The following is a 21,315-nucleotide window of genomic DNA, read 5'->3' as shown; positions in this document are numbered from 1 at the left end:
GCGGGAGCCCCTAGCTGCCCATGAGGTGGTGGACGTGGCTGAAGGCCAGCAGGCGGTGGAATTGCTCGGTCTCACCCGTCTTGGGGTGGCTGCTTGCTTGAGCCATGTACGGTTCGCCTTTGAGCGTTGCCTGGATGAAAGCCGTCAGGGACCACTTGGGCCCGGACTCGAGGAAGATGCGGACTCCGTCCTCATGGAGCTGGCGCACGTGCTGCCAGAATCGCAGGGGCAGCACGTATTGCAGGGCCAAGTGGCGGGCCATGAAAGCCGGCTTCACCGGGGTGGGGTAGTAGCGGCCATGCACACTGGAGAGGACTGGCAGCTGAGGCTCCATCCAGGCAAGCCGCCCCAGCTCCGCCCTGAAGGTGGGCACGGCCTTGGCGATGAGCTGGGTATGGTAGGCGTGAGAGACGGGCAGCGCCCGGGCCTCGAACCCATTCGCGCTGCACCAGCGCAGGACGTACTCGACGGCCTGGGTCTCTCCGGCCACGATTCCCTGCCCTGGAGCGTTCTCCGCGGCCACGGTGGCGTACCCTGGGGCCTCCCGGATCACCCCACGGAGCCTGTCGAAGTCTCCGCTGATGCTGGCCATCAGGCCTGGCGTGCCAACCGGCAGCCGGGTGACCGCGAGCGTGCGCTGGTAGATGGCGCGCAACGCCTGCTCGAGAGAGAGCATCCCGCTGGCGGCCAGCGAGGCGTACTCGCCAGAGCTCTGCCCCAGCAGCACATCCACCCGGATGCCCCAGGAGCGAATCAGACGGAAGAGCGCCACGTTCGCCAGGAAGACGGCGGCATGCGCGGTATCGTCATCCTGCCGGTACGCGCCCTCGGTGCCCGGAGGCACCCAGAAGGTGTCAGAGAGGCGGCGACCCGCGAGGGACTCGAAGGCCGCGTCGGCCTCCGCGAAGGTCCTGGCCACCACGGGGTACTCCGCGGCCAGCTCCCGGAGCATGTTTACGTACTGGGGCCCCTGACCCGGGAAGACCACCGCCACCTTGCCCGAGTGCAACTGACGCGGGTCCCGGGTGTCGTAATAGAAGAGGCCCTGCTCTGGCAGGCTTGGCGTCCCAGCGCCGGCCAGCAGCCGGCGCGCCCGATCCAGCAGCTTGCTCACGGGCTGTCCCTTCGGCAGCGTCATGGCGAACCGGCAGGGAACTTCGGTGCCGGTCCGAGGCGTCCGAAGGTCCAGCTGGGGCTCACGTGCCACCCTCTGGATCAACCCCTCCACCTGCTGGAGGATGTCGGCCTGGCGGGTTCCCTCGAGATGAAGGAACGGTGGGCGCTCCGGCTCCACGGCGGTCACACGCGCGGTCCGGCGCACAGGGCTCGGCGGAGCCTCCTCCACGATCGCGTGGAAGCTGGTTCCGCCCAGCCCGAACGAAGAGATACCTGCCCTGCGGACTCCGTGGGCGGAGGCTTCCCAGGGCACTACCTCCGTGGGGACCCGGAAGGGGATCTGCTCCCAGGGGATGCGGGGAGTGGGGCGCTCGAAGCCCAGGTTGGGCGGCACCTGCTTGTGGTGCAGCGCCAGGGCGACCTTGGTCAGCGCGGCCGCTCCGGCCCCGGAGTTCAGGTGGCCGATGTTGGACTTGATGGACCCCAGGAGGATCTTCTCGGTGCGAGAGGCTTGGCCGTAGACCGAGTGGTAGGACTCCACCTCGATCGGATCGCCGACAGGGGTTCCCGTCCCATGCCCTTCGACGTATTGGATGGTCTCGGGGGACACTCCGGCCTTCTCCACCGCCCGCCGGACCGCCTGCACCTGGCCTTCCGAGCTGGGCGCCCAGATGGAAGCGCTCTTCGGATCCGTGGCGCCAGCGACCGAGCGAATCACCGCGTAGATGCGGTCCCCCGCAGCCTGGGCATCCGTCAGGCGCTTGAGCACGAGAAGGGACGCCCCCTCACTCGAGATGTAGCCATCCGCCCGGGAGTCGAACGGGAAGGAGCCCGTCTGTGACAGGCCTCCGAAGGAGCAGCACTGGCTGAGGGCATCCACGCCCAGCGAGGCGTACATGCCACCCGCGAGCATCAGGTCGCACGCGCCCGTGCGCAGCTGGCTCATGGCGATGTCGACCGCCGCCAGACTGGACGCGCAGGCGGACTCCACCATGAGCGCGGGCCCCTGGAAGTCCAGATGGTGGGCGATGCGGCTCGCCGAGAGGCTGCCCAGATAGCCCAGCAGCGTGTCCTCCGTGACGGGCGGCAGCTCGCGCTTGTAGCGCTCCTCCGACTCGCTCCGGATGCGAGCCGCCGTCGCCTCATCGATGCCGTGCCGTCTCAGGTGCGCGGCCAGGCGCCCATCGAACTCGGCGTAGTACACGCGGGCCTGCGTCTGGAACTCGCGCTCCAGAGGCGGCAGGTACCCCATGACGACCCCCACTCGCCCCGAGTCCACGGCCGCCGGGGTATAGCCCGCGTCATCCAGCGCCTGCAGGGCCGCCTTCATGGTCCAGCTGTGCCCGCGGTCGATCTGCGAGGAGACCTTGGGGGGAACGCGGATCCGCTCTCCGGGCCAGGAGCCGTCGACGATGGAGCCCGCCAGGTCCGTGTAGGGCCTGACCTTGCTCTGGCGGGTAGGGTCCAGATAGCGGCCAATGGGCGCGCGCTCGGGAGGGATGGAACCAATCGCACAGCGCTTGTCCAACAGGTTGCGCCACAGCTCTTCCGGGGTCGCGGCCTGAGGAAAGACTCCTCCCAGGCCGACGATCGCGATCGGCTCGGAAGAGGGAGGGGCTGGCTGCGTCTTGGCCAGCCGCGCGTGATACTCCGGGGAGTGCTCCTCCAAGGTGAGGTGGTAGCTGATCCCCCCGAAGCTGAAGGCGCTGACGCCGGCGCGCCTCAGCCCTCCCTCCACGCCCGGCCAGGGCCTCTCGTGGTTGGAGATGTAGAAGGGGGTGTTCTCGAACTCGAGGCCTCGGGCCGGCTCCTGGAACGAGTGCTGCGGCGGCAGGCGCTGGTGGGACAGCGCGAGGATGGCCTTCATGAGCCCCGCGGCCCCTGCCGCGGCTTGGAGGTGGCCTGTCAGCTCCTTGACGCCTCCCAGCATCACGCTGCTGGCGGCAGCCTGGCTGCCGAAGACTTCCTTCAGGCTCTCGAGCTCCGTGCGATCGCCCAGGGCAGTGCCCGTGGCATGGCACTCCACATACTGCACGTCCGCCGGGCCATACCCGGCCTGGGCATAGGCGCGGCGCATCGCCAGCACCTGCCCCCGGGAGTTGGGCGCCAGCAGGGACTTGCCCTTGCCATCGGAGGCGGCCCCAACGCCACGGATGACGGCGTAGATCTTCTCTCCGGCGGCCAAGGCATCCTCCAGCCGGCGCAGGACGAAGACGGCGGCGCCCTCGCCCAGCAGCGTCCCTGACGCGCGGCGATCGAAGGGCGTCAGCGAGGAGACCGCCAGGCCCCCCAGCTTGCTGAAGGCCACGAGATCATGCGGCGTGAGCAGCTGGCTGCAGCCCGCCGCCAACGCCACGTCACAGTCGCCGAAGTGGAGCTGGTGGCTGGCCGTCTGAATGGCGGCGAGGGTGGAGGCGTACCCCGCGTCAACGGTGGTGTGAGGGCCTCGGAGGTTGAAGATCTTGGCCGCCCGGCCCACCCACACACTGCTGAAGGAGGCAATCGCCTCGTCCTCGGTGAGCCCCGCCATCTCGGCTTCGAGCTGCTGGACGGCCGAGGCGCGCACCTGGGCGACGGTCTCCTCGCCCAGGGCCGCCAGGGTGGGGGACTCGGAGAGAGCGCGCACCATGTCCAGCAGCCGCGTCCGCACCCGGGTGTCCGGGCGGAGTCCTCCGCCCAGGGAGCCGAGGGTGAAGCTCACGCGCTCTGGGCGCACCCGCGCCAGGACGGCCCGCGCATCATCGAGCGCCTGCGAGACCGCCTCCAGGAAGGCCAGCTGCGTCCGGTGCATGTCCTGGAACGTCTTGGGGGGGATCCGGTACTTCCGGTAGTCGAGCTTCAGCTCCTCCAGCAGCGCGGCATGCTTGCAATACGTCCGGTCTGGAGCCGTGGGATCTTCGTCGTAATACCAGCTGGGGAGCTCTTGAGGGCCGTCACTCAGCTCACGGATGGCGATGCGCCCCGTCTGAAGTTGCTCCCAGAAAGCCTCCACGCCAACGGCTTTGGGAAAAACATTCCCAAGGCCCACAACGGCGATCGGCCGGAAGTGAGGAGCTTCCATAGCGCGTTCATCACCCACGTGTGAGCAAGGCCCAGCGGCCTTGTGTGTGCGCAAGGGTGGGAATTCCTGCGATGACCGCTGGCGCCTGCTGTTCAGTTATTAACTTAATTGATGCACCTGTGTCAAATATTTCTAAATCTACAGTGCTAACGTGTCTCTGAAGAAGGACGTGACAGACCGGTTTGAACTCGAACGACTTACCAGCATGGATTTTTCCGGGGCAGGGCTCCCAACGGCTCGGAATGGGGCAGAGGGTGCTGGAGCGCTCGCCGGCTGCCCGCCGGGTGTTCGAAGAGGCCTCCGAGGCCGTGGGGATGAACCTCACGAAGTTGTGCCTGGAAGGTCCACCGGAAAGGCTCACCGCCACCGAGAATGCTCAACCCGCCATTGTCACATGCAGCGTGGCATGTCTGGCCATGCTGGAAGAGCAGGGGCTGCAACCGGCTGCCGTCGCCGGGCACAGTGTGGGAGAGTTCTCGGCCCTGGTTGCCGCCAGGGCCCTGACGCTCTCCGCCGCGGTCCGGGCTGTGCGCAAGCGGGGCGAGCTGATGGCCAGTGTCACGGCGCCTGGAGGAATGCTCGCGGTCATGGGGCTCGACGAGGCGCGGGTTCGTGAGCTGTGCCAGACGGCGAGCCAGGGCGGCATCCTCGCGGTGGCGCTCCACAACAGCCCGGGGCAGTTCGTCCTCTCGGGAGAGCACGCGGCCCTGGAGCGGTTCAAGCAACGCGCCCTCTCCTCGGGGGCCCGGGAGTGCGTGCTGCTCCAGGTCAGTCACGCCTTCCACTCACCCCTGATGGGGCAGATCCTGGAAGAGTGGCGAGCGGTGGTGGCGGGCATTCCGCTTCGCATGCCCCGGTACCCCATGGTCCTCAACACCACGGCCCGGACGGTGAAGACGCTGGTCTGTATCCGGCGGTCCATGGTGGACCAGCTGATCTTCCCGGTGTTGTGGATGCAGTGTGTTCAGGCGCTCGTGGGGATGGGAGTGACCCGGGTGCTAGAGGTAGGGGACAGCAAGGTGGTCTCTTCCCTGGCGAGGCGCACGGAGCCCTCGCTGCAGACGGCGACGGTGGATGCCTTTCTGTGAGCAGTTCTCCCGGGGAGGTGATGACTCAGATTGCCTCGGTTGGATGGAGTTGGAATATCCCCATGGCGAATGTCTTCCAGATGGCCCACGTGTATTGGTGACTTGTGCGCGTGTGGCGGAAAAGGTGTCGCACGGCTCTTCATACGCACAGGGCTTGTCATTGGCATTCATGTCTCGGGGCCGTTTGCCTTGAGGAACATGGCTCCTGGAGGTTTGGCTCACGTGAGGAGCGCCGGTCAGCAGGCGGATGAAAACAACGCGCTCAACCCTTCCCGATACATTGGGTGCGGTATGCAGTAAACCCTACTCAATGAATTGGAATCTCAAAGTGTAAGAAACTTATTCTGTGTTTCGCGGGAACTCCTTGTTGACCGGTGTTTCTTGCCATGGGGTAGTGTTCAATACTGTGCGTGACCCCATCGCGATTGTTGGCATCGGTTGTCGGTTTCCGGGAGGTGCGAAGTCGCCTCGTCACCTCTGGGACCTTCTTACACAAGGACGCAGTGCGATCGTCGAGGTGCCGAAGGACCGCTGGGATCATCGCCGCTACTACGATCCTGATCCGGACAAGCCGGGCAAGACGTACGTCCGCCACGGCGGCTTTCTGCAGGAACCGATCGACGTCTTCGACGCCGCCTTCTTCTCCATCTCGCCACGCGAGGCGGCGACGCTCGATCCGCAGCAGCGCCTCCTCGCCGAGGTAGCCTGGGAGAGCCTCGAGGACGCGGGCTTTCCGCCGGACAGCCTGGCGGGCAGCCAGACCGGCGTCTACATCGGCGGGTTCATGCTCGACAGCATGCTCACGCACATGGGCTCGAAGAACCGCGAGATGATCGGCCCGCACACCGCGGTCGGGTCGACCATGACGGTGCTCTCCAACCGGCTGTCCTTCATGTTCGACTTCCGGGGGCCGAGCATCTCGCTGGACACGGCGTGCTCCTCCTCGCTCGTCGCCGTCCACCTCGCCTGTCAGGACCTGTGGAGCGGTACGACATCGCTCGGGCTGGCCGGTGGCGTGAACGTCATGTTCCGGCCCGAGATTTTCGTGGCGATGAGCAAGGGCAAGTTCCTGTCGGCCGATGGGTACTCCAAGAGCTTCGACGCGCGCGCCGATGGTTACGGCCGGGGAGAAGGCGCTGGCATCGTGGTGCTCAAGCGGCTCTCTGACGCGGTGCGCGACAACGACCGCATCTACGCGCTGATCCGGGGGACAGGTGTCAATCAGGATGGGCACAGCGACTCGATGACGGCGCCAAGCGCGCGTGCACAGGAGGCGCTGGTCCGTCAGGTGTGTGCCAGCGCCTCGGTGAATCCGGCCGAACTCCATGCCTTCGAGGCCCATGGGACGGGAACCGCCGTCGGAGATCCCGCGGAGATGGGCGGGCTGGGCGCCGTCTCGAAACGGCCCGGTGGGCAGGGGCCGTGGGTCGGATCGCTCAAGGCCAGTATCGGGCACCTCGAAGCGGCGGCCGGCGTGGCGGGGTTGATCAAGGCGAGTCTGTGCCTGCAACACCGGCAGCTTCCTCCGCAAGCCAACCTCCAGAAGCTCAACCCGGCCATCCCCTTCGAGAACCTGGGGCTCCGGATTCCGCAGCGCCTTGAGGCGCTTGAGCCCAGGAATGGCGAATCCCTGAAGATGGGCGTCAACTCCTTCGGCTACGGCGGGACGAATGCGCACTGCTTGCTTGAGCAGGCGCCGCCCGGCGGCGCGCGCGCGCCCTTCCCGGAGGCGCAGGCGAAGCGCTCCGTGAGCCTGTCCGCGCCGGTGATTCTCCCGCTCTCTGCCCGCAGCCCCGAGGCGCTTCGCGCGCTCGCTCGATCCTACGCCGGTCTCCTCTCCGCTCCGGACCACGCGCCGCTCGCGGACATCTGTTTCTCCGCAGCGGTCCGGCGGAGCCACCACGAGCACCGCCTCGCCCTGGTGGCCACCGAGGATGCGGCCGGGCTCGCGGCACGGTTGGAGTCTTTCGCCGCCAACAATCCCGCCGAGGACGGCGCCTCGGGCCGCACGCTTCCAGCGGAGGCGGCGAAGCCGGTCTTCGTGTTCACCGGCATGGGGCCGCAGTGGTGGGCCATGGGCCGTGAGCTCTACGAGCGGGACGCGCTGTTCCGCTCCACCCTCGATCGCTGCGACGCCATCTTCCAGCGGCTCGCGGGTTGGTCGTTGCTGGCTCAGATGCTCGCTGACGAAAAGTCCTCCAATATGGCGCGGACGGACATCGCGCAGCCCGCGAACGCGTTCCTGCAGATTGGCTTGCTCGAGCTCTGGCGGCGCGCGGGCGTCGAGCCTGCCGCAGTCGTAGGCCACAGCGCGGGCGAGGTTGCCTCCGCCTACGCCGCAGGGCGTTTTACCCTCGAGCAGGCCATGCTCGTGATCTACGAGCGGAGCCGGATCCAGGCCAAGGCGGCGGGGCTTGGCAAGCTGCTGGCGGTAGGCCTCACAGAGGAAGGCGCCCGCGCCGCCATCAGAGGGCGTGAGGACGTGGTCTCGATCGCCGCGATCAACGGGCCGAGCGCTGTGACCCTCTCCGGAGCCGCCAAGGCGATCGAGGAGATCTCGGCCGAGCTTGAGGCCCGCGGTGTCTTCCAGCGCATCTTGAAGGTCGAGGTTCCCTACCACAGCCCCGCGATGGATCCGCTCAAGCCGGAGCTTCGCCGGTGTCTCGCCACGCTCCAGCCCTCGGTTGGGAACCTTCCCATCTACTCCACGGTCACGGGCGGCCTTGTCGAGGGCATGTCCTATGACGCCGAGTACTGGTGCGACAACATCCGTGAGCCCACCCTCTTCGCGAAGGCCGTCCGCCAACTCTTGAAAGACGGCTACCGGCTCTTCCTGGAGGTGGGCCCCCATCCCGTCCTGCTGGCCTCCATCAAGGAGTGCTGCGCGGAAGCGCGTGTCGAGGGACGGATGTTCTCCTCGCTCAAGCGGCAGGAGCCCGAGCAAAAGACCTTCGCCAAGGCCCTGGCAGAGCTCTATGTCGCCGGGGCCCGGAGCCCGTGGGCCGGGCTCTATCCCGAAGGCTGCCGCTTCACCCAGCTTCCCAGCTACCCCTGGCAGCGGGAGAAGCACTGGCACGAGTCGGAGGAAGCGCTCACGGATCGCCTGGCTTCGAATGAGCATGCGTTGCTCGGGCTCAGGGTCTCCGCGCCCACGCCCACCTGGGAGCGCGGTTTGAACGCGCGATTCCTGCCCTGCCTCGCGGATCACCGCGTCCGGGGCGCGCTCGTGGTTCCAGGTGCCGCCTACGTCGAGCTGGCGCTCGGCCTGCGCCGCGAGCTGGGGCTCTCCGAGCCACACATGCTGGAGGACGTGCGGTTCGAGAACGCGCTCGTTGTCGCTGGGAACGACGAGCCCGTGGTCCGGACCAACTATGACGAAGTGACTCAGACGGTGGTGATCTACAGCCGCCCCCGCGATAGCCGCACCACCTGGACGCGGCACGCCACCGCGCGCCTCCGGCGGAGCCTCCTGACGCCCCCGCCGGAGCACGTCCAGCTTGCCAGCCTCGCCGCGCACGCCGCGCCCCAGCTCGACACGGAGACGCTCTACCGGATGCTCGGCGAGCGTGGCCTCGATTACGGTCCAAGCCTTCGAGGCATCCGCTGGTTGCGCCGGGGTGAGACAGATCTCCTCGCCGAGCTCATGCTCCCTGCCTCGGAGGTGGCGCGGATCACCGCCGATGAGAGCATCGTCCTGGATCCGGTCTGGCTGGATCCTTGCTTTCAGGCCATGGTGGCTTGGCTGCCCGCGGACGATCAGCGGCTCTACCTACCGATGGGGTGCCGGAGCATCCGATTCTACAGACGGCCCGATCCCCGCGAGCCGCTGTTCTGCCACGCGCAAGTCCGGAAGCAGGTGGCCAACGCGCTTGAGAGCGACATCACCTTGATCGATGGTGGTGGCCAGGTGGTGGCCAGGCTCGTGGGCGTCGAGTGCGCCGCGCTCGCGGACCACGAGGAGAAGGCCCCCAGGCCGTCCTTCTACGACTGGACCTACGAGCACGTCTTTGAAGAGGCCTCGCTCGAAGAGGCGGGAGCGAAGGGCAGCGGCGGCTGGGTCGTGTTCGCGGATCGCGGCGGGATGGGCGCCGAGCTTGGGCGCGCGCTTGAGCGGGCCGGAGTCCAGGACCTGGTACAGGTGGTGCCGGGGGAGTCGTTCGCCCGCGAGTCGGCCACGCGCTTCCAGGTTCGTCCTGGGGATGCGGAGGATGCCCGTCGTCTGGTGGACGCCCTCGGCCTCGCACGGTTCCGGAACATCGCCTACCTTCTTGGCCTGGATGCGAGTCAGGTGGCGGGAGCAGGCGACGTGCTTGAGTTCCTCCGCGTGGTGTTGGCGCTGTCCCCGGGGGAAGGTGCTTCGATCCGCGTCGTCACGAGGGATGCGCAGCGCGCGCTTCCAGAGGATGCGTTGTCCTCGCTCGCCGCTGCGCCCCTGATTGGCTTCTCGCGCGTGGTGGCGGCCGAATTCCCGCATCTGCGGATGCGCACCATTGATCTCCCCAAGGGAGCCTCGGCCGCTCAACCGGAGATGATCGAGCGCCTCGCTCGCGAGCTCCTGGCGGAGACCCAGGAGGACGAGGTCGCGCTGCGTGACACCCGGAGACTTGTCCGGCGCCTCAAGCAAAAGCCACTCCCCGAGTGGGAGGAAGGGACAACGGAGCCAAGGGGCTCCGAAGAGAAGGAGCAGGTCTTCGAGGTCTCCCTCGACGGTTCGGAGCGGCGGCCGAGGAGGGTCTCGCGGCGGCAGCCGGGACGTGGAGAGATCGAGATCAAGGTCGCCAGCGTGACGCTGACGCGCGGGGCCGCTACTCAAGGCCGACGCTCGGCCACCTCCCTCTGGCCGGTGGAACTGGGGGGAGTGGTTGTCGCGGCCGGTGAGGACACGCCAGGGTTTGCGCCCGGACAACGGGTGCAAGCGCTGATCGCGCAAGAAGCGTCCGTGATCGGGACGCACGCGCTGGTGCGGTTGGGACGCGATTGGATCCGCACGGGTGCCTCGCAGGGCCAGTTGCTGCCATTCCTCGCAGCGGAGTATGCCCTCCACACCCACGGTCGGCTCCTGCCCGGGGAGCGGCTCCTGGTCCTCGGAGACGCCGCAGGGATTGGCTCTGCGGTGCTCGAGCTTGGGCGAGCCGCAGGTGCTCAGGCTGCGGCTGTCCTGGACCTTGATACCGGCTCGGCGCCACAAGGGATCCGCGTCTTCGATCGGCGTTCCCCCACGCTCAGGGACGAGATCATGGAATGGACGGGTGGCGGCGGCGTGGATCTCCTGGTGAATGCGTCCCGCGATCCGGAGCCTACCCTCACCAGCGTTCTCGGGGACTTCGGCCGCTTCGTCGATGCGGGGCCGATCGCCCCGGCGGACGGTCTCTTCGCCACCGCCTGGCCTCGAGGCATCTCCTGCTCCAGGGTGGATGCCGCGGCCATGTTGCAGCAGCGCCCCAAAGAGGCCTCCGCACGGCTTCAGGCGGTCCTGGAGCGGTTTGGAGAACTCCCGGCGCTCTCGTCAGAGAACTGGCCGGCGGCCCGCGCGGGTGACGCGCGGCGCTGGCTCTCGGAGCGCGCGCGGGAGGATGGGATTGCCCGCCTCACGCTCTCGTTCACGGAGGCCGGGCCGGTCGCGCTCGCACCCGCGGCGGACGAGCGCTTGTTCGACGCGAACGCGGCCTACCTCGTGACCGGTGGCTTCGGGGGCTTCGGTCTCGCCCTCGCTCGCTGGATGGTCACCGAAGGGGCACGCCACCTTGTGCTCACTGGCCGGAAGGGGGCTTCCACCCCTGAGGCAAGACAGCTGATCCAGGAGCTTGAGGCGGCAGGGGTCCGCGTCACCGGGGTTGCTGCGGACGTCAGCAACAGGGATGAGATGCGGGCGCTGTTCGCACGAATCGATGCCACGCACCCCCCGCTCAAGGGTGTGCTGCATACCGCGGCCGTGCTCGATGATGCGCTTCTGCCTGATCTGGGCCACGAGCGCATCCAGCGTGTCATGGCCCCCAAGGCCGGCGGCGCGTGGATCCTCCACGAGCTGACGCAGGACCGCCCGCTGGACTTTTTCGTCCTGTTCTCCTCGGTCGCTGCCCTGATCGGCAATCCCCGGCAGGGCAACTACGTGGCCGCGAACAGCTTCCTCGATGCGCTCGCGGAGCACCGCGCCGCGCGAGGTCTGGCCGCGACCAGCATCCACTGGGGTGTCCTCGGGGAGATCGGGATGGCACAGGAGGAGGCAGTGCGTGCCTACCTCGAGTCTCTCGGCCTCCACGCGATGCCTCCAGCCTCGGTGCTGGCGGCGCTCAAGCGGGTGCTTCGAATCCGTCCCCCCCAGATCGGGATCTTCGATGTCAACTGGCCCCAGCTCGGGCGCGCTGCTCCGAACCTCGGCCGGACTCCGAGGACGGCGCACCTGATCGGAGCCTCCCAGGGAGGCGCGCAGAGCGATGCAGAGGGGCTTCGCCGTCACCTGGCGGAGCTGAGCCCAGAGGCCCGGCAGACTGAGATTGAGCGCTTCCTCGCGCAGCGCATCTCCCTCATCCTCCAGGTTCCCATCGACCGCGTGGATCCGCAGAAGTCTCTGTCGATGTTGGGGGTGGACTCCCTCCTGTCGATGCAGGTCCAGGGTGCCATCCGCGAGGCGCTCGGCGTTGAGATTCCAGCGCTTGAGCTTCTTCGAGGAGGAAACCTGGTGCAGGTTGCCAGCACCGTGTCCGCGAAATTCGACAGGCCAGCCGCCGTGGTACCCGCGCCGGCGCCTGTCACTGCAGAAGCCCAGATCGAGCAGCAAGTGAACAACATGTCAGAGAGCGAAGTGGAGACGATCCTCCGTGCCATGCTGGAAGCCCAGGCAGGACAGGGGGAGGTCAAGTCATGAGCACCCCCCGCGACAACATGAGCGGCCTCAGCCTCGAGGAGAAGCGCAAGCTCCTCGCTGAGCTCCTGGCGAAGTCAGGGAAGAGTGCCCCCCGCATCTTTTCGCTCTCCTCGGGGCAGAAGGCGCTCTGGCTTCTGCAGCAGCAGGCTCCGGACGGAGCCGCCTACAACACGCCTTTCGCGCTCCGCATTCGGTCCCAGGTCGATGTGGGGGCATTGAAGCGCGCCTTCGAGATGGTAGCCGCGCGCCACCCGAGCCTGCGAACCACGGTCTCACCGACTGCGGACGGCCAGCTCCTCCAGACGAGCCACCCCGTGCTCGAGCCGCACTTCGCTCACATCGATGCGGCGGGCTGGAGCGCCGAGCAGCTCCAGTCTGCGGTCGTTCGCGCCTATCGCCAGCCGTTCTCGTTGGATCGTGGTCCGCTCCTCCGGGGCGATCTGTTCAGTTCCCAGCCCGATGACCACGTGCTCCTGATCACTGTTCACCACATCTTCTACGACGGGTGGTCGGCAGGGATCGTTCAGCAAGAGCTGACGCAGCTCTATCAGGTGCTCTCGCGTGGCGAGCAGCCGTCACTGGCGCCCGTCACGGGCAGCTATGCCGACTTCGTCGCACAGCAGGCGGAGATGCTTTCGGGGGCGGTGGGGCGCAAGCACTGGGAGTACTGGCAGAAGAAGCTTTCCGGAGAGCTGCCTGTCCTGACGCTCCCTGCGGATCGGAGCCACTCAGCCCTCGCGGCGAATCGGAGCGGAGCGTGCTCGCTCAAGCTCCAGCCCGAGCTGACGAACCGGATCAAGGAACTCGCGCAGAGTTCAGAGGCTACTCCCTTCGTCGTGCTCTTGTCCGCCTATGCAGCCCTGCTTGGGCGACTGGCCCGGCAAGACGACGTCCTGATCGGCTCCCCGACAGCCGGGCGCCCGGACACGGCCTCGCATGGGGTGGTGGGCTACTTCGCCAACTCCGTGGCGCTTCGAGCGGATCTCTCCGGCGCTCCGTCCACCCGGACGCTGATCGCGCGGATGCGCGATGTGGTGCACGAGGCGCTGGAGCACCAGGACTTCCCGTTCGCGTCGCTCGTGGAGCGGTTGGGAATCGAGCGCCGCCCTGGAGTGTCGCCCATCTTCCAGGCGTCCATGACATTCCACTCCTCGCGCGAGGGTGGGGGCGCCATGGCGCTCTGGGCCACGCCTGATGAGGTAACCCGCGTCCGTTGGGGGGTCCTGGAGCTCGAGCCCTATCCCCTCAGCGATCAGGAGACCCAGTTCGATCTCACCCTTGAGATGTGGGAGGTGCGCGGCGCGTTCGCTGGCGCGTTGCGCTTCAACCGGGCGCTTTTCAACGACAGCACGGTTGGCCTGTGGCGCGGCTACTTCGAGAAGCTCCTCGAACAGATGGTGCGCGCTCCGGATGAGCCGATTGCCCGGCTGGCGCTAGCAGTTCCTGCCCCGGCCGCGCAGCTCCGGGCGGACACGCAACCTGCGGCCCGGCGGGACCGCGCTGGCGAGAGCACCATCACCGCTTGGTTCGAGGCGCAGGTTGCGCGAACCCCAGAAGCGGTCGCACTCAGCTTTGGGGACGTGCATCTCAGCTACGCCGAACTCAACGCCCGCGCGAACGTTCTGGCACATGAGGTTCGAAGCCGCGGCGTCGGCCCTGAGTCCCTGGTGGGCATCTGTGTCGAGCGGAGCGCGGAGCTGGTCATCTCCATCCTGGGCGTGCTCAAAGCCGGCGGAGCGTATGTACCGCTGGATCCGGCCAGCCCGAGAGAGCGGCTTGCGCTGATCCTCGAGGACGCGGATGTCTCCGCGCTCGTTACCGAGACCCAGCGCACCGGTGAACTCCCTACGGAGAAGGTGCCCACGATCTTCGTGGACTCGCTCCAGTGGCATGGAGGGCCGCGTGCTCCGAATCCGGCGCCTGGCCTCACGCCGGACAACGCCGCCTATGTCATCTACACCTCCGGATCCACTGGGCGCCCCAAGGGAGTGATTGTCACCCACGCCAACGCCACGCGCCTGTTCACCACGACCGAGGCGCTCTTTGGTTTCGGGCCGGACGATGTCTGGACGCTGTTCCACTCCGCTGCTTTCGATTTTTCTGTCTGGGAACTCTGGGGGCCGCTTTTCTATGGAGGCCGCCTGGTCGTCGTCCCTCACTGGATGCCCCGCTCTCCCGAGGCCTTTGGCGAGCTGATCGCGCGCGAAGGGGTGACGGTCCTCAACCAGACGCCGTCTGCATTCCGGGCACTCGTTCGTGCGCCTTCGATCGAGGATGGGGTAGGGGGCCAGGGGCTCAAGTGGATCATCTTCGGCGGTGAAGCGCTCGATGCCTCGACCGTCCGTCCATGGTTTGAGCGGTATCCGGGTGCGGACACGCAGCTGATCAACATGTATGGCATCACCGAGACCACGGTGCATGTCACGTACCACCGGGTGATCGAGGCAGACCTCGCATCCGCTGCGAGCCCAATCGGCCGTCCGATCCCGGATCTCATGATTCGCCTGCTCGATGAGCACGGCCAGCCTGTTCCGGACGGCGTTCCTGGGGAAATGTATGTAGGTGGGGCCGGGGTCGCGAGGGGTTATCTGAAGCGGCCGGAGCTCACCGCGCAGCGCTTCATCGAGGACCCGGCCTTTCCTGGAGAGCGCCTTTACCGCTCGGGCGACCTCGCCATCCGCCAGCAGGACGGAACCTTCTCGTACCTCGGCCGCATCGACGATCAAGTCAAGATCCGCGGCTTCCGCATCGAGCTCGGCGAGATCCAGTCGGTGATCGCCCGCCACCCAGCCGTCGCCAGTGCCTACGTCTCCACCTATGAGCGGAGCGCGGACGATCGGCGGATCGCCGCCTACGTGGTGCCCAGGCCGGGAGCGGCGGAAACGCTCCTCTCCTCCAGCTCGGACGGGGGAATCGGTGACACCCACGTGGGCGAGTGGAAGGCGCTCTACGACGAGCTCTACGCGCGCTCCGCTGGCGAGTCACAGACGGATCCCAGCTTCAACATCGCAGGTTGGAACAGCAGCTACTCCGGCGCGCCGCTCAGTGCCGAGGCCATGAAGGAGTGGGTCAACCACACCGTTGAGCAGATCCTTGAGCGGAAGCCGTCGCGGGTGCTTGAGATCGGATGCGGGACGGGCCTCCTGCTCACGCGGATCGCACCCTCCACGGCCGCGTACTGGGCGACCGACGTCTCCGGAGTCGTGGTCAACATGCTCCGCGGGGTGACGAAGAAAACCCCGGGCCTTGAGCATGCGCAGCTCTTCCACTGCGCTGCGGACCAGCTTGAGGGCATCGACTTCGGCGGCGAGCGCTTCGAGGCGGTGATCTTGAACTCGGTGGTTCAGTACTTCCCGAGCGCGGAGTACCTCGCCCGTGCCCTGGAGTCTGCCTCGGCGCGCGTGAGCACGGGGGGCTTCATCTTCGTCGGGGACGTGCGGAACCTCCGTCTGCTCGAGGCGTTCCATGCGTCGATTGTTCTGGCACAGAGCTCAGGCACCCTCGATCCCCACACGCTGAAGGGGCTCGTGGCGCGGCGGCTGGCCGGAGAGGAAGAGCTGGTACTCGATCCAGGCTTCTTCTGGGCCTTGAAGCAGCGCATCCCCCGGTTGAGCCATGTGGAGATCCGCCCGAAGCGTGGCGAGTGCCTGAATGAACTCACACGCTTCCGCTACGATGTGCTCCTCCACCTGGACACCTCACCGGCCCCCGCACCCGACGTGGCTTGGGGTCCGGGCAATGTGAGCCTGCCTGAACTCCGGGCGCGTCTCGGCCGGGAAGGCACCCAGCGCATCGGTCTGCGCGGCATCAGGAATGCCCGCGTAGAGGCGGCCCTCGAGGCCCTGGTGAGCCTGAGCGAGCAGGCTCCCGTGCGGCCAGGCTCGTTCGAGAAGCTCCGCAGGCGCCTGTTGGATCGCGACGGCTCGGTCCCCACCAGCGAGCCCGAGCCCGGGATTGATCCGATGGCCCTTGAGCAGCTTGCCCGGGAGGCCTCATGCACCGTCACCCTGGACTGGTCTCGTGGAGGGGTGGACGGCTCCTTCGACGCGGTCTTCACGCGCCGGAGCCCTTCAGGCGAGCCCGCAGCCCCAGGACGCTCGGCCGAGCCGATCGCGCTCTTCGGGACAGCGCCGGATGCCGTGCCGGGTGCACGCCACGCCAACGATCCACTCCGTGGGCGCCTGGAGCGCCGCTTGGAGAGCGACCTTCGGAAGACGGCGCAGGAGCACCTCCCCGAGTACATGGTGCCGGCGAGCATCATGGTGATTGACGAGCTCCCGCTGACCGGGAACGGCAAAGTGGACCGGCGAGCCCTGCCGGTTCCTGCGGCTCCGCATGGCCTGGGGATCGCGTACGTCGAACCCAGGACCGGCGAAGAGGAGATCCTGGTGAGCATCTTCGCCGAGCTGCTCGGCGCGGAACGGGTAGGCGTGCGCGAGAGCTTCTTTGACCTGGGGGGGCACTCGCTCCTGGCCACGCAGGTGGTCTCGCGCGTCCGCGCGGTCTTTGGTGTCGATGTTCCGCTGCGCACGTTCTTTGACAACCCGACCGTCGGGGGGCTCGCGGCGGTGGTGCAGCAGCTGCGCAAGCGCTCGGGCTCCGCTGTGCTCGACTTCACCTCGCCGATGGAGCGGCCGCCTCAAATCCCGCTCTCCTCCTCTCAAGAACGGCTGTGGATCCTCGATCGCATCGTGGAGACGCGGGCGCCCATCTACGTCATCCCCCTGGTGCTTCGGCTCCGTGGCCCGCTCCAGCAGGATGCGCTCCGTCAAAGCCTTGACGGGATCATCCAGCGCCACGAGGTGTTGCGCACCCGCTTCTCCGTGGTGGATGGACAGCCCATCCAGGAGATCGCCGGGGAGCTGCACGTGGAGCTTCCGCCTGCTGAGGCGCTCGGCAACGGCCCGGGGGCTACCGAAGCGGAACTCACGAGTCTCATTCAAAACGAGGTGGGACTCGAGGTCTCCCGTCCGTTTGATCTCGAGCGCGGCCCGCTGATCCGGATGCGCCTCTTCCGCATCGCGGAAGGCGACCACGTGCTCGTCCTGACGATGCATCACATCGTCTCTGACGGTTGGTCCGTTGGGATCCTCGCGCGTGAACTCTCGGCTGGTTACAACGCGCTCTGTTCGCGGCGCGAGGTGGTGATGCCAGCGCTCCCGGTTCAGTACGCGGACTTCGCCCTCTGGCAGCGGCAGCTCCTGCGAGACGGTGCGCTCGCCGAGTCCATCGAGGCCCACAAGCAGCGGCTCGCCGGGGCACCCACCTCCCTCAACGTTCCCACGGATCGGCCCCGGCCAGAGACCCCCTCGTACAAGGGTGGGGTGGTCCGCTTCGCTGTGGATCGGGCCCTCTCGGCACGCCTCAGGGAGATGAGCCGCCGCGAGGGTGCCACGCTGTACATGACCCTGCTGGCTGCCTTCTCGGCGTACCTTTCGCGTCTGAGCGGTCAGAAGGACCTGATCATCGGCTCGCCGGTGGCGAACCGGAACCGCGCCGCGACGGAGCCGCTGATCGGCTTCTTCGTCAACACGCTTGCGCTCCGGATGGACTTGTCCGGAGCCCCGACCTTCCTCGAGCTTCTGGCGCGCGTCCGGCGGACGGCGCTCGACGCGTACGCGGACCAGGACGTGCCCTTCGAGAAGCTGGTGGAGGTGGCCGCGCCCGAGCGGAGTGTCAGCCGCCAGCCCCTGGTCCAGGTGATGTTCGCGCTCCAGAACGCGCCGTTCTCGCCTCCTGCGCTCGATGGCCTCCACGTGGATCTCCTCGAACTGGACAGTGTCACCTCCAAGTTCGATCTGACGCTGTCCATGCAGGAATCCGCGGATGGTCTGGCGGGCCTCTTCGAGTACAGCGCGGAGCTGTTCGACCGGGAGCGCATCGAGCGGATGGCCGAGCACCTCGTGGTGTTTCTGCGTGAGGCCGTGGAGCACCCGCAGCGGCATGTGCATGAGCTCGACTTCCTCGGCGCGCGTGAGGCCGGACTGCTGGCGGAGTGGGCCATGGGCCCCAGCGCCCCGTCCGCTCCCGCCTCGGTAGTGGAGCTGTTCCAGGCCCAGGCCCAGCGCACGCCGGACGCGATTGCGCTTGAGCAAGGGGACGTCAGGCTCAGCTACGCGGAGCTCGATCAGCGCTCCACACGTTTGGCACGGCACCTCGTCTCGCTGGGCCTGGGGCCGGAGAAACGGACCGCGCTCTGCCTTCCGAAATCGGTCGAGTTCATCGTCGCCTTGTTGGGCGTGTGGAAGGCCGGTGGGGCGTATGTCCCGCTGGATCCGGAGTACCCCGAGGCGCGCCTCAGCCACATGCTGGAGGACTCGGGCTCGGAGCTTTTGCTCACGGTGCGCGCGTTAGGCGAGCGGCCAGGCTTCCGAGGGCGGACGCTGTGGATGGACGAGGCGCTGCCAGACGGTGCGGAACCATCCACCCTGGCGCTCCCGAGCGCGGGCTCGATGGCCTACATCATCTACACCTCGGGCTCGACGGGGAAGCCGAAGGGTGCGGTGCTGGAGCACCGTGGGGTGGCGAACATCGCCGTCGCCTCGCGGGAACTCCTGTCGCTCGGCCCGGACAGCAGGGTCCTCCAGGCGGCCTCTACGTCCTTCGATGTCTCGGTCTGGGACATCGTGATGGCGTTCGCGAGCGGCGCCCGGTTGGTGCTGCCCATGGACGAGACTTCGCGTGCTGGCGAGGGCCAGGCGGCGCTGCTGCGGGAGAAGCACATCACCCATGTGTGCCTGACGGCGTCGGCGATCGCGGCGCTGCCGGAAGGCCCGTATCCGGATCTCCGCGTGCTCACCACCGCCGGAGAGGCCTGCCCTGCGGAGCTGGTGAAGAAGTGGGCCACGGAGTCGCGGCGCTTCGTCAATGCCTACGGCCCGACGGAGACGACCGTCATCGCGACGCTCACCGCCGTCCAGAAGGGTGAGACGGGAGCTCCGCCCATCGGCCGCCCCCTTCCGGGACTGGTGGCCCGGATCCTCGATGCAAACCAGCGTCAGGTTCCCATCGGTGTCCCCGGCGAGCTGCACGTGGGAGGGCTCGCCGTTGCGCGCGGGTATCACGGGCTTGATGAACTCACCCGTGAGCGCTTCATCCGGGATCCGTTCTCGAGCAGCCCCGGCGCTCGGCTCTACCGCACCGGCGATCTCGCGCGCTGGAGAAGCGACGGCAACATCGACTTCCTCGGCCGCCTTGACCACCAGGTGAAGCTCAGGGGCTTCCGGATCGAACTGGGTGAGGTGGAAGCGGTCATCGACGGCCATCCCGGAGTCCAGCGGTCGCTCGTCATCGTCTACAAAGGCCAGCTCGCCGCCTACGTCGCGGGCCGTGGCGGCGCCGCATTCACGGTCCAGGCGCTCCGGGAGCATGCGAAGAGCCAGCTCCCCGGATACATGGTGCCAGCGCACTTCATCCTCCTTGAGGCGTTTCCCCTGACGCCGAGTGGGAAGATTGATCGCAAGAAGCTGCCGGATCCCGTGGAAGCCCAGGAGCCCACCACCTTTGCCGTTCCCCAGTCCCGCGAGGAGCAGATCCTCGCCGAGATCTGGGCCACGGTGCTGAAGAAGGGGCCAATCGGAATCAACGACAACTTCTTCGCGCTCGGGGGGGACTCGATCCTCGGCTTGCAGATCATCTCGCGCGCCACCCAGCGAGGGCTCCGCCTGAGGCCGCGCCAGCTGTTCGATCACCAGACGATCGCGGAGCTGGCCCGAGTGGCTTCCAGCGCCCAAGTGATTCACGCTGAGCAAGGGAAGGTGACGGGGAGCGCGCCGCTCACGCCCATTCAGCACTGGTTCTTCGAGCAGGAGCGCGCCGAGCCACAGCACTTCAACATGGCGGTGTTGCTCGACGTTGAGCCTGGCATCGATCTCGCCGTGCTCCGCCGCGCGCTCGATGCGGTGGAACTCCACCATGACGCGCTCCGGCTCCGCTTCCGCAGGGACGGCACGGCCTGGAGCCAGTACCACGCGGAAGGCGAGGCGCTGGGGATTCCCCTGGAGGAATGGGACGTCGCCGGAAGCGACGCAGTGGAGGGGGCGCTCGCCAAGCTCCACGGGGCTCTTGATCTTGAGCGTGGCCCGCTCCTGCGTGCCGCGATCCTGCGCCTGGGACCCGGCTCCACGCGGCTCGCCCTGGTGGCCCACCACCTGGTGGTGGACGCCGTCTCGTGGGGAATCATCTTCGAGGATCTGCTGACCGCGTACGGCCAACTAGCGAGCGGCCAGCCGGTCGGGCTCCAGCCGAAGACGACGTCCTTCCAGCACTGGGCGAAGCGCCTCGAGGCCTACGCCGGCTCTCCGAACGCCCGGGCCGAGTTCGATGCGTGGCTCGCCGCCTCCCACCGGGACGCCTCGCATGAGTTTCCGCTGAATGATCCCACCGCCTCGGACACGGTCGCCGATGCATCCAAGCTTGTGTCCTGGATCGAGGAGGACGAGACGCAGCTCCTGTTGAACGAGGTGCCCAAGGCCTACGATGTCCAGGTCAACGAAGTGCTGATCGCCGCATTGGCCCGGACGCTCTCGGTCTGGACTGGCCACAGCACTGTCCGGATTGATCTGGAAGGCTACGGGCGTGAGTTCCTGTTCGAGGACGTCGATGTGAGCCGCACGGTGGGGTGGTTCACCGCGCTCTTCCCGCTTCGCCTGCATGTCGGAGCCAAGGAGAGCGTGCGAGAGGCGCTCGCCCGCGCGAAGGATGCCGTGCGCCGTGTTCCCCGAGGTGGGGCCGGCCATGGAATCCTCCGCTATCTGTCCCCGGACGCGTCGATCCGATCGAGACTCCAGGCCGCTGGGCATGCGGGAGTTGTCTTCAACTACCTCGGGCAGATGGGCTCCGTCCCGGCGCAAGGGGTGATCCGCGGTGCCGCCAAAGAGGGTTTGGGCCCGATCCACTCACCTCACGCCGCCAGGTCCCACCGCATCGAGCTCAACGCCGTCATCGAGGCGGGGCAGCGCCTGCGCTTCGACTGGACCTTCGGCGCCAAGGTTCTCCGCAAGGAAACCCTTGAGAGCCTGAACCAGGCGTTCATCTCCAACCTCCGTGAGCTGATCCGGGAGCGCGCGCAGCCAGCCGCAGCGGTCCGCGTGGCTGCGGACTTCCCAGCCGCGCGCCTGAGTGCCAAGGACCTGAAGAGCGTCCTCAAGCAGACGAAGAAGCCGCGATGAGCCCAGTGAAAGGTG

The 21,315-nt window shown here is 67.4% G+C and carries 4 protein-coding genes; 3 read left to right on the top strand and 1 reads right to left on the bottom strand.

Annotated features, from left to right (window positions below; genetic code table 11):
- Positions 1-10: 10 nt before the first annotated feature.
- Positions 11-4,108, bottom strand: a complete 4,098-nt coding sequence (locus tag KY661_RS20625; RefSeq protein ID WP_398577217.1) for a beta-ketoacyl synthase N-terminal-like domain-containing protein — start codon at positions 4,106-4,108, stop codon at positions 11-13.
- A 251-nt stretch (positions 4,109-4,359) separates the two neighbouring features.
- On the opposite strand from KY661_RS20625, the gene KY661_RS20620 reads away from it, so the two are divergent.
- From KY661_RS20620 to KY661_RS20610, 3 genes are all read left to right on the top strand, one after another.
- Complete coding sequence (locus KY661_RS20620; protein ID WP_225411842.1) at positions 4,360-5,265, top strand: ACP S-malonyltransferase; 906 nt, start codon at positions 4,360-4,362, stop codon at positions 5,263-5,265.
- A 346-nt stretch (positions 5,266-5,611) separates the two neighbouring features.
- Positions 5,612-12,130: a type I polyketide synthase gene (locus KY661_RS20615; protein ID WP_225411841.1), complete on the top strand. Its 6,519-nt coding sequence runs from the start codon at positions 5,612-5,614 to the stop codon at positions 12,128-12,130.
- Positions 12,127-21,300 carry a non-ribosomal peptide synthetase gene (locus KY661_RS20610; protein WP_225411840.1) on the top strand — a complete coding sequence of 3,058 codons (9,174 nt, stop codon included), beginning with the start codon at positions 12,127-12,129 and terminating at the stop codon, positions 21,298-21,300. Before KY661_RS20615 ends, KY661_RS20610 begins: the two co-directional genes overlap by 4 nt.
- Positions 21,301-21,315: the final 15 nt, after the last annotated feature.

Source organism: Allostigmatella hybrida (genome assembly GCF_020103775.1).
In the GTDB taxonomy this organism is placed as follows: domain Bacteria; phylum Myxococcota; class Myxococcia; order Myxococcales; family Myxococcaceae; genus Hyalangium; species Hyalangium aurantiaca.
The sequence above is the reverse complement of the archived record's forward strand: the minus strand, read 5'-3'. Positions and strand labels throughout refer to the sequence as shown.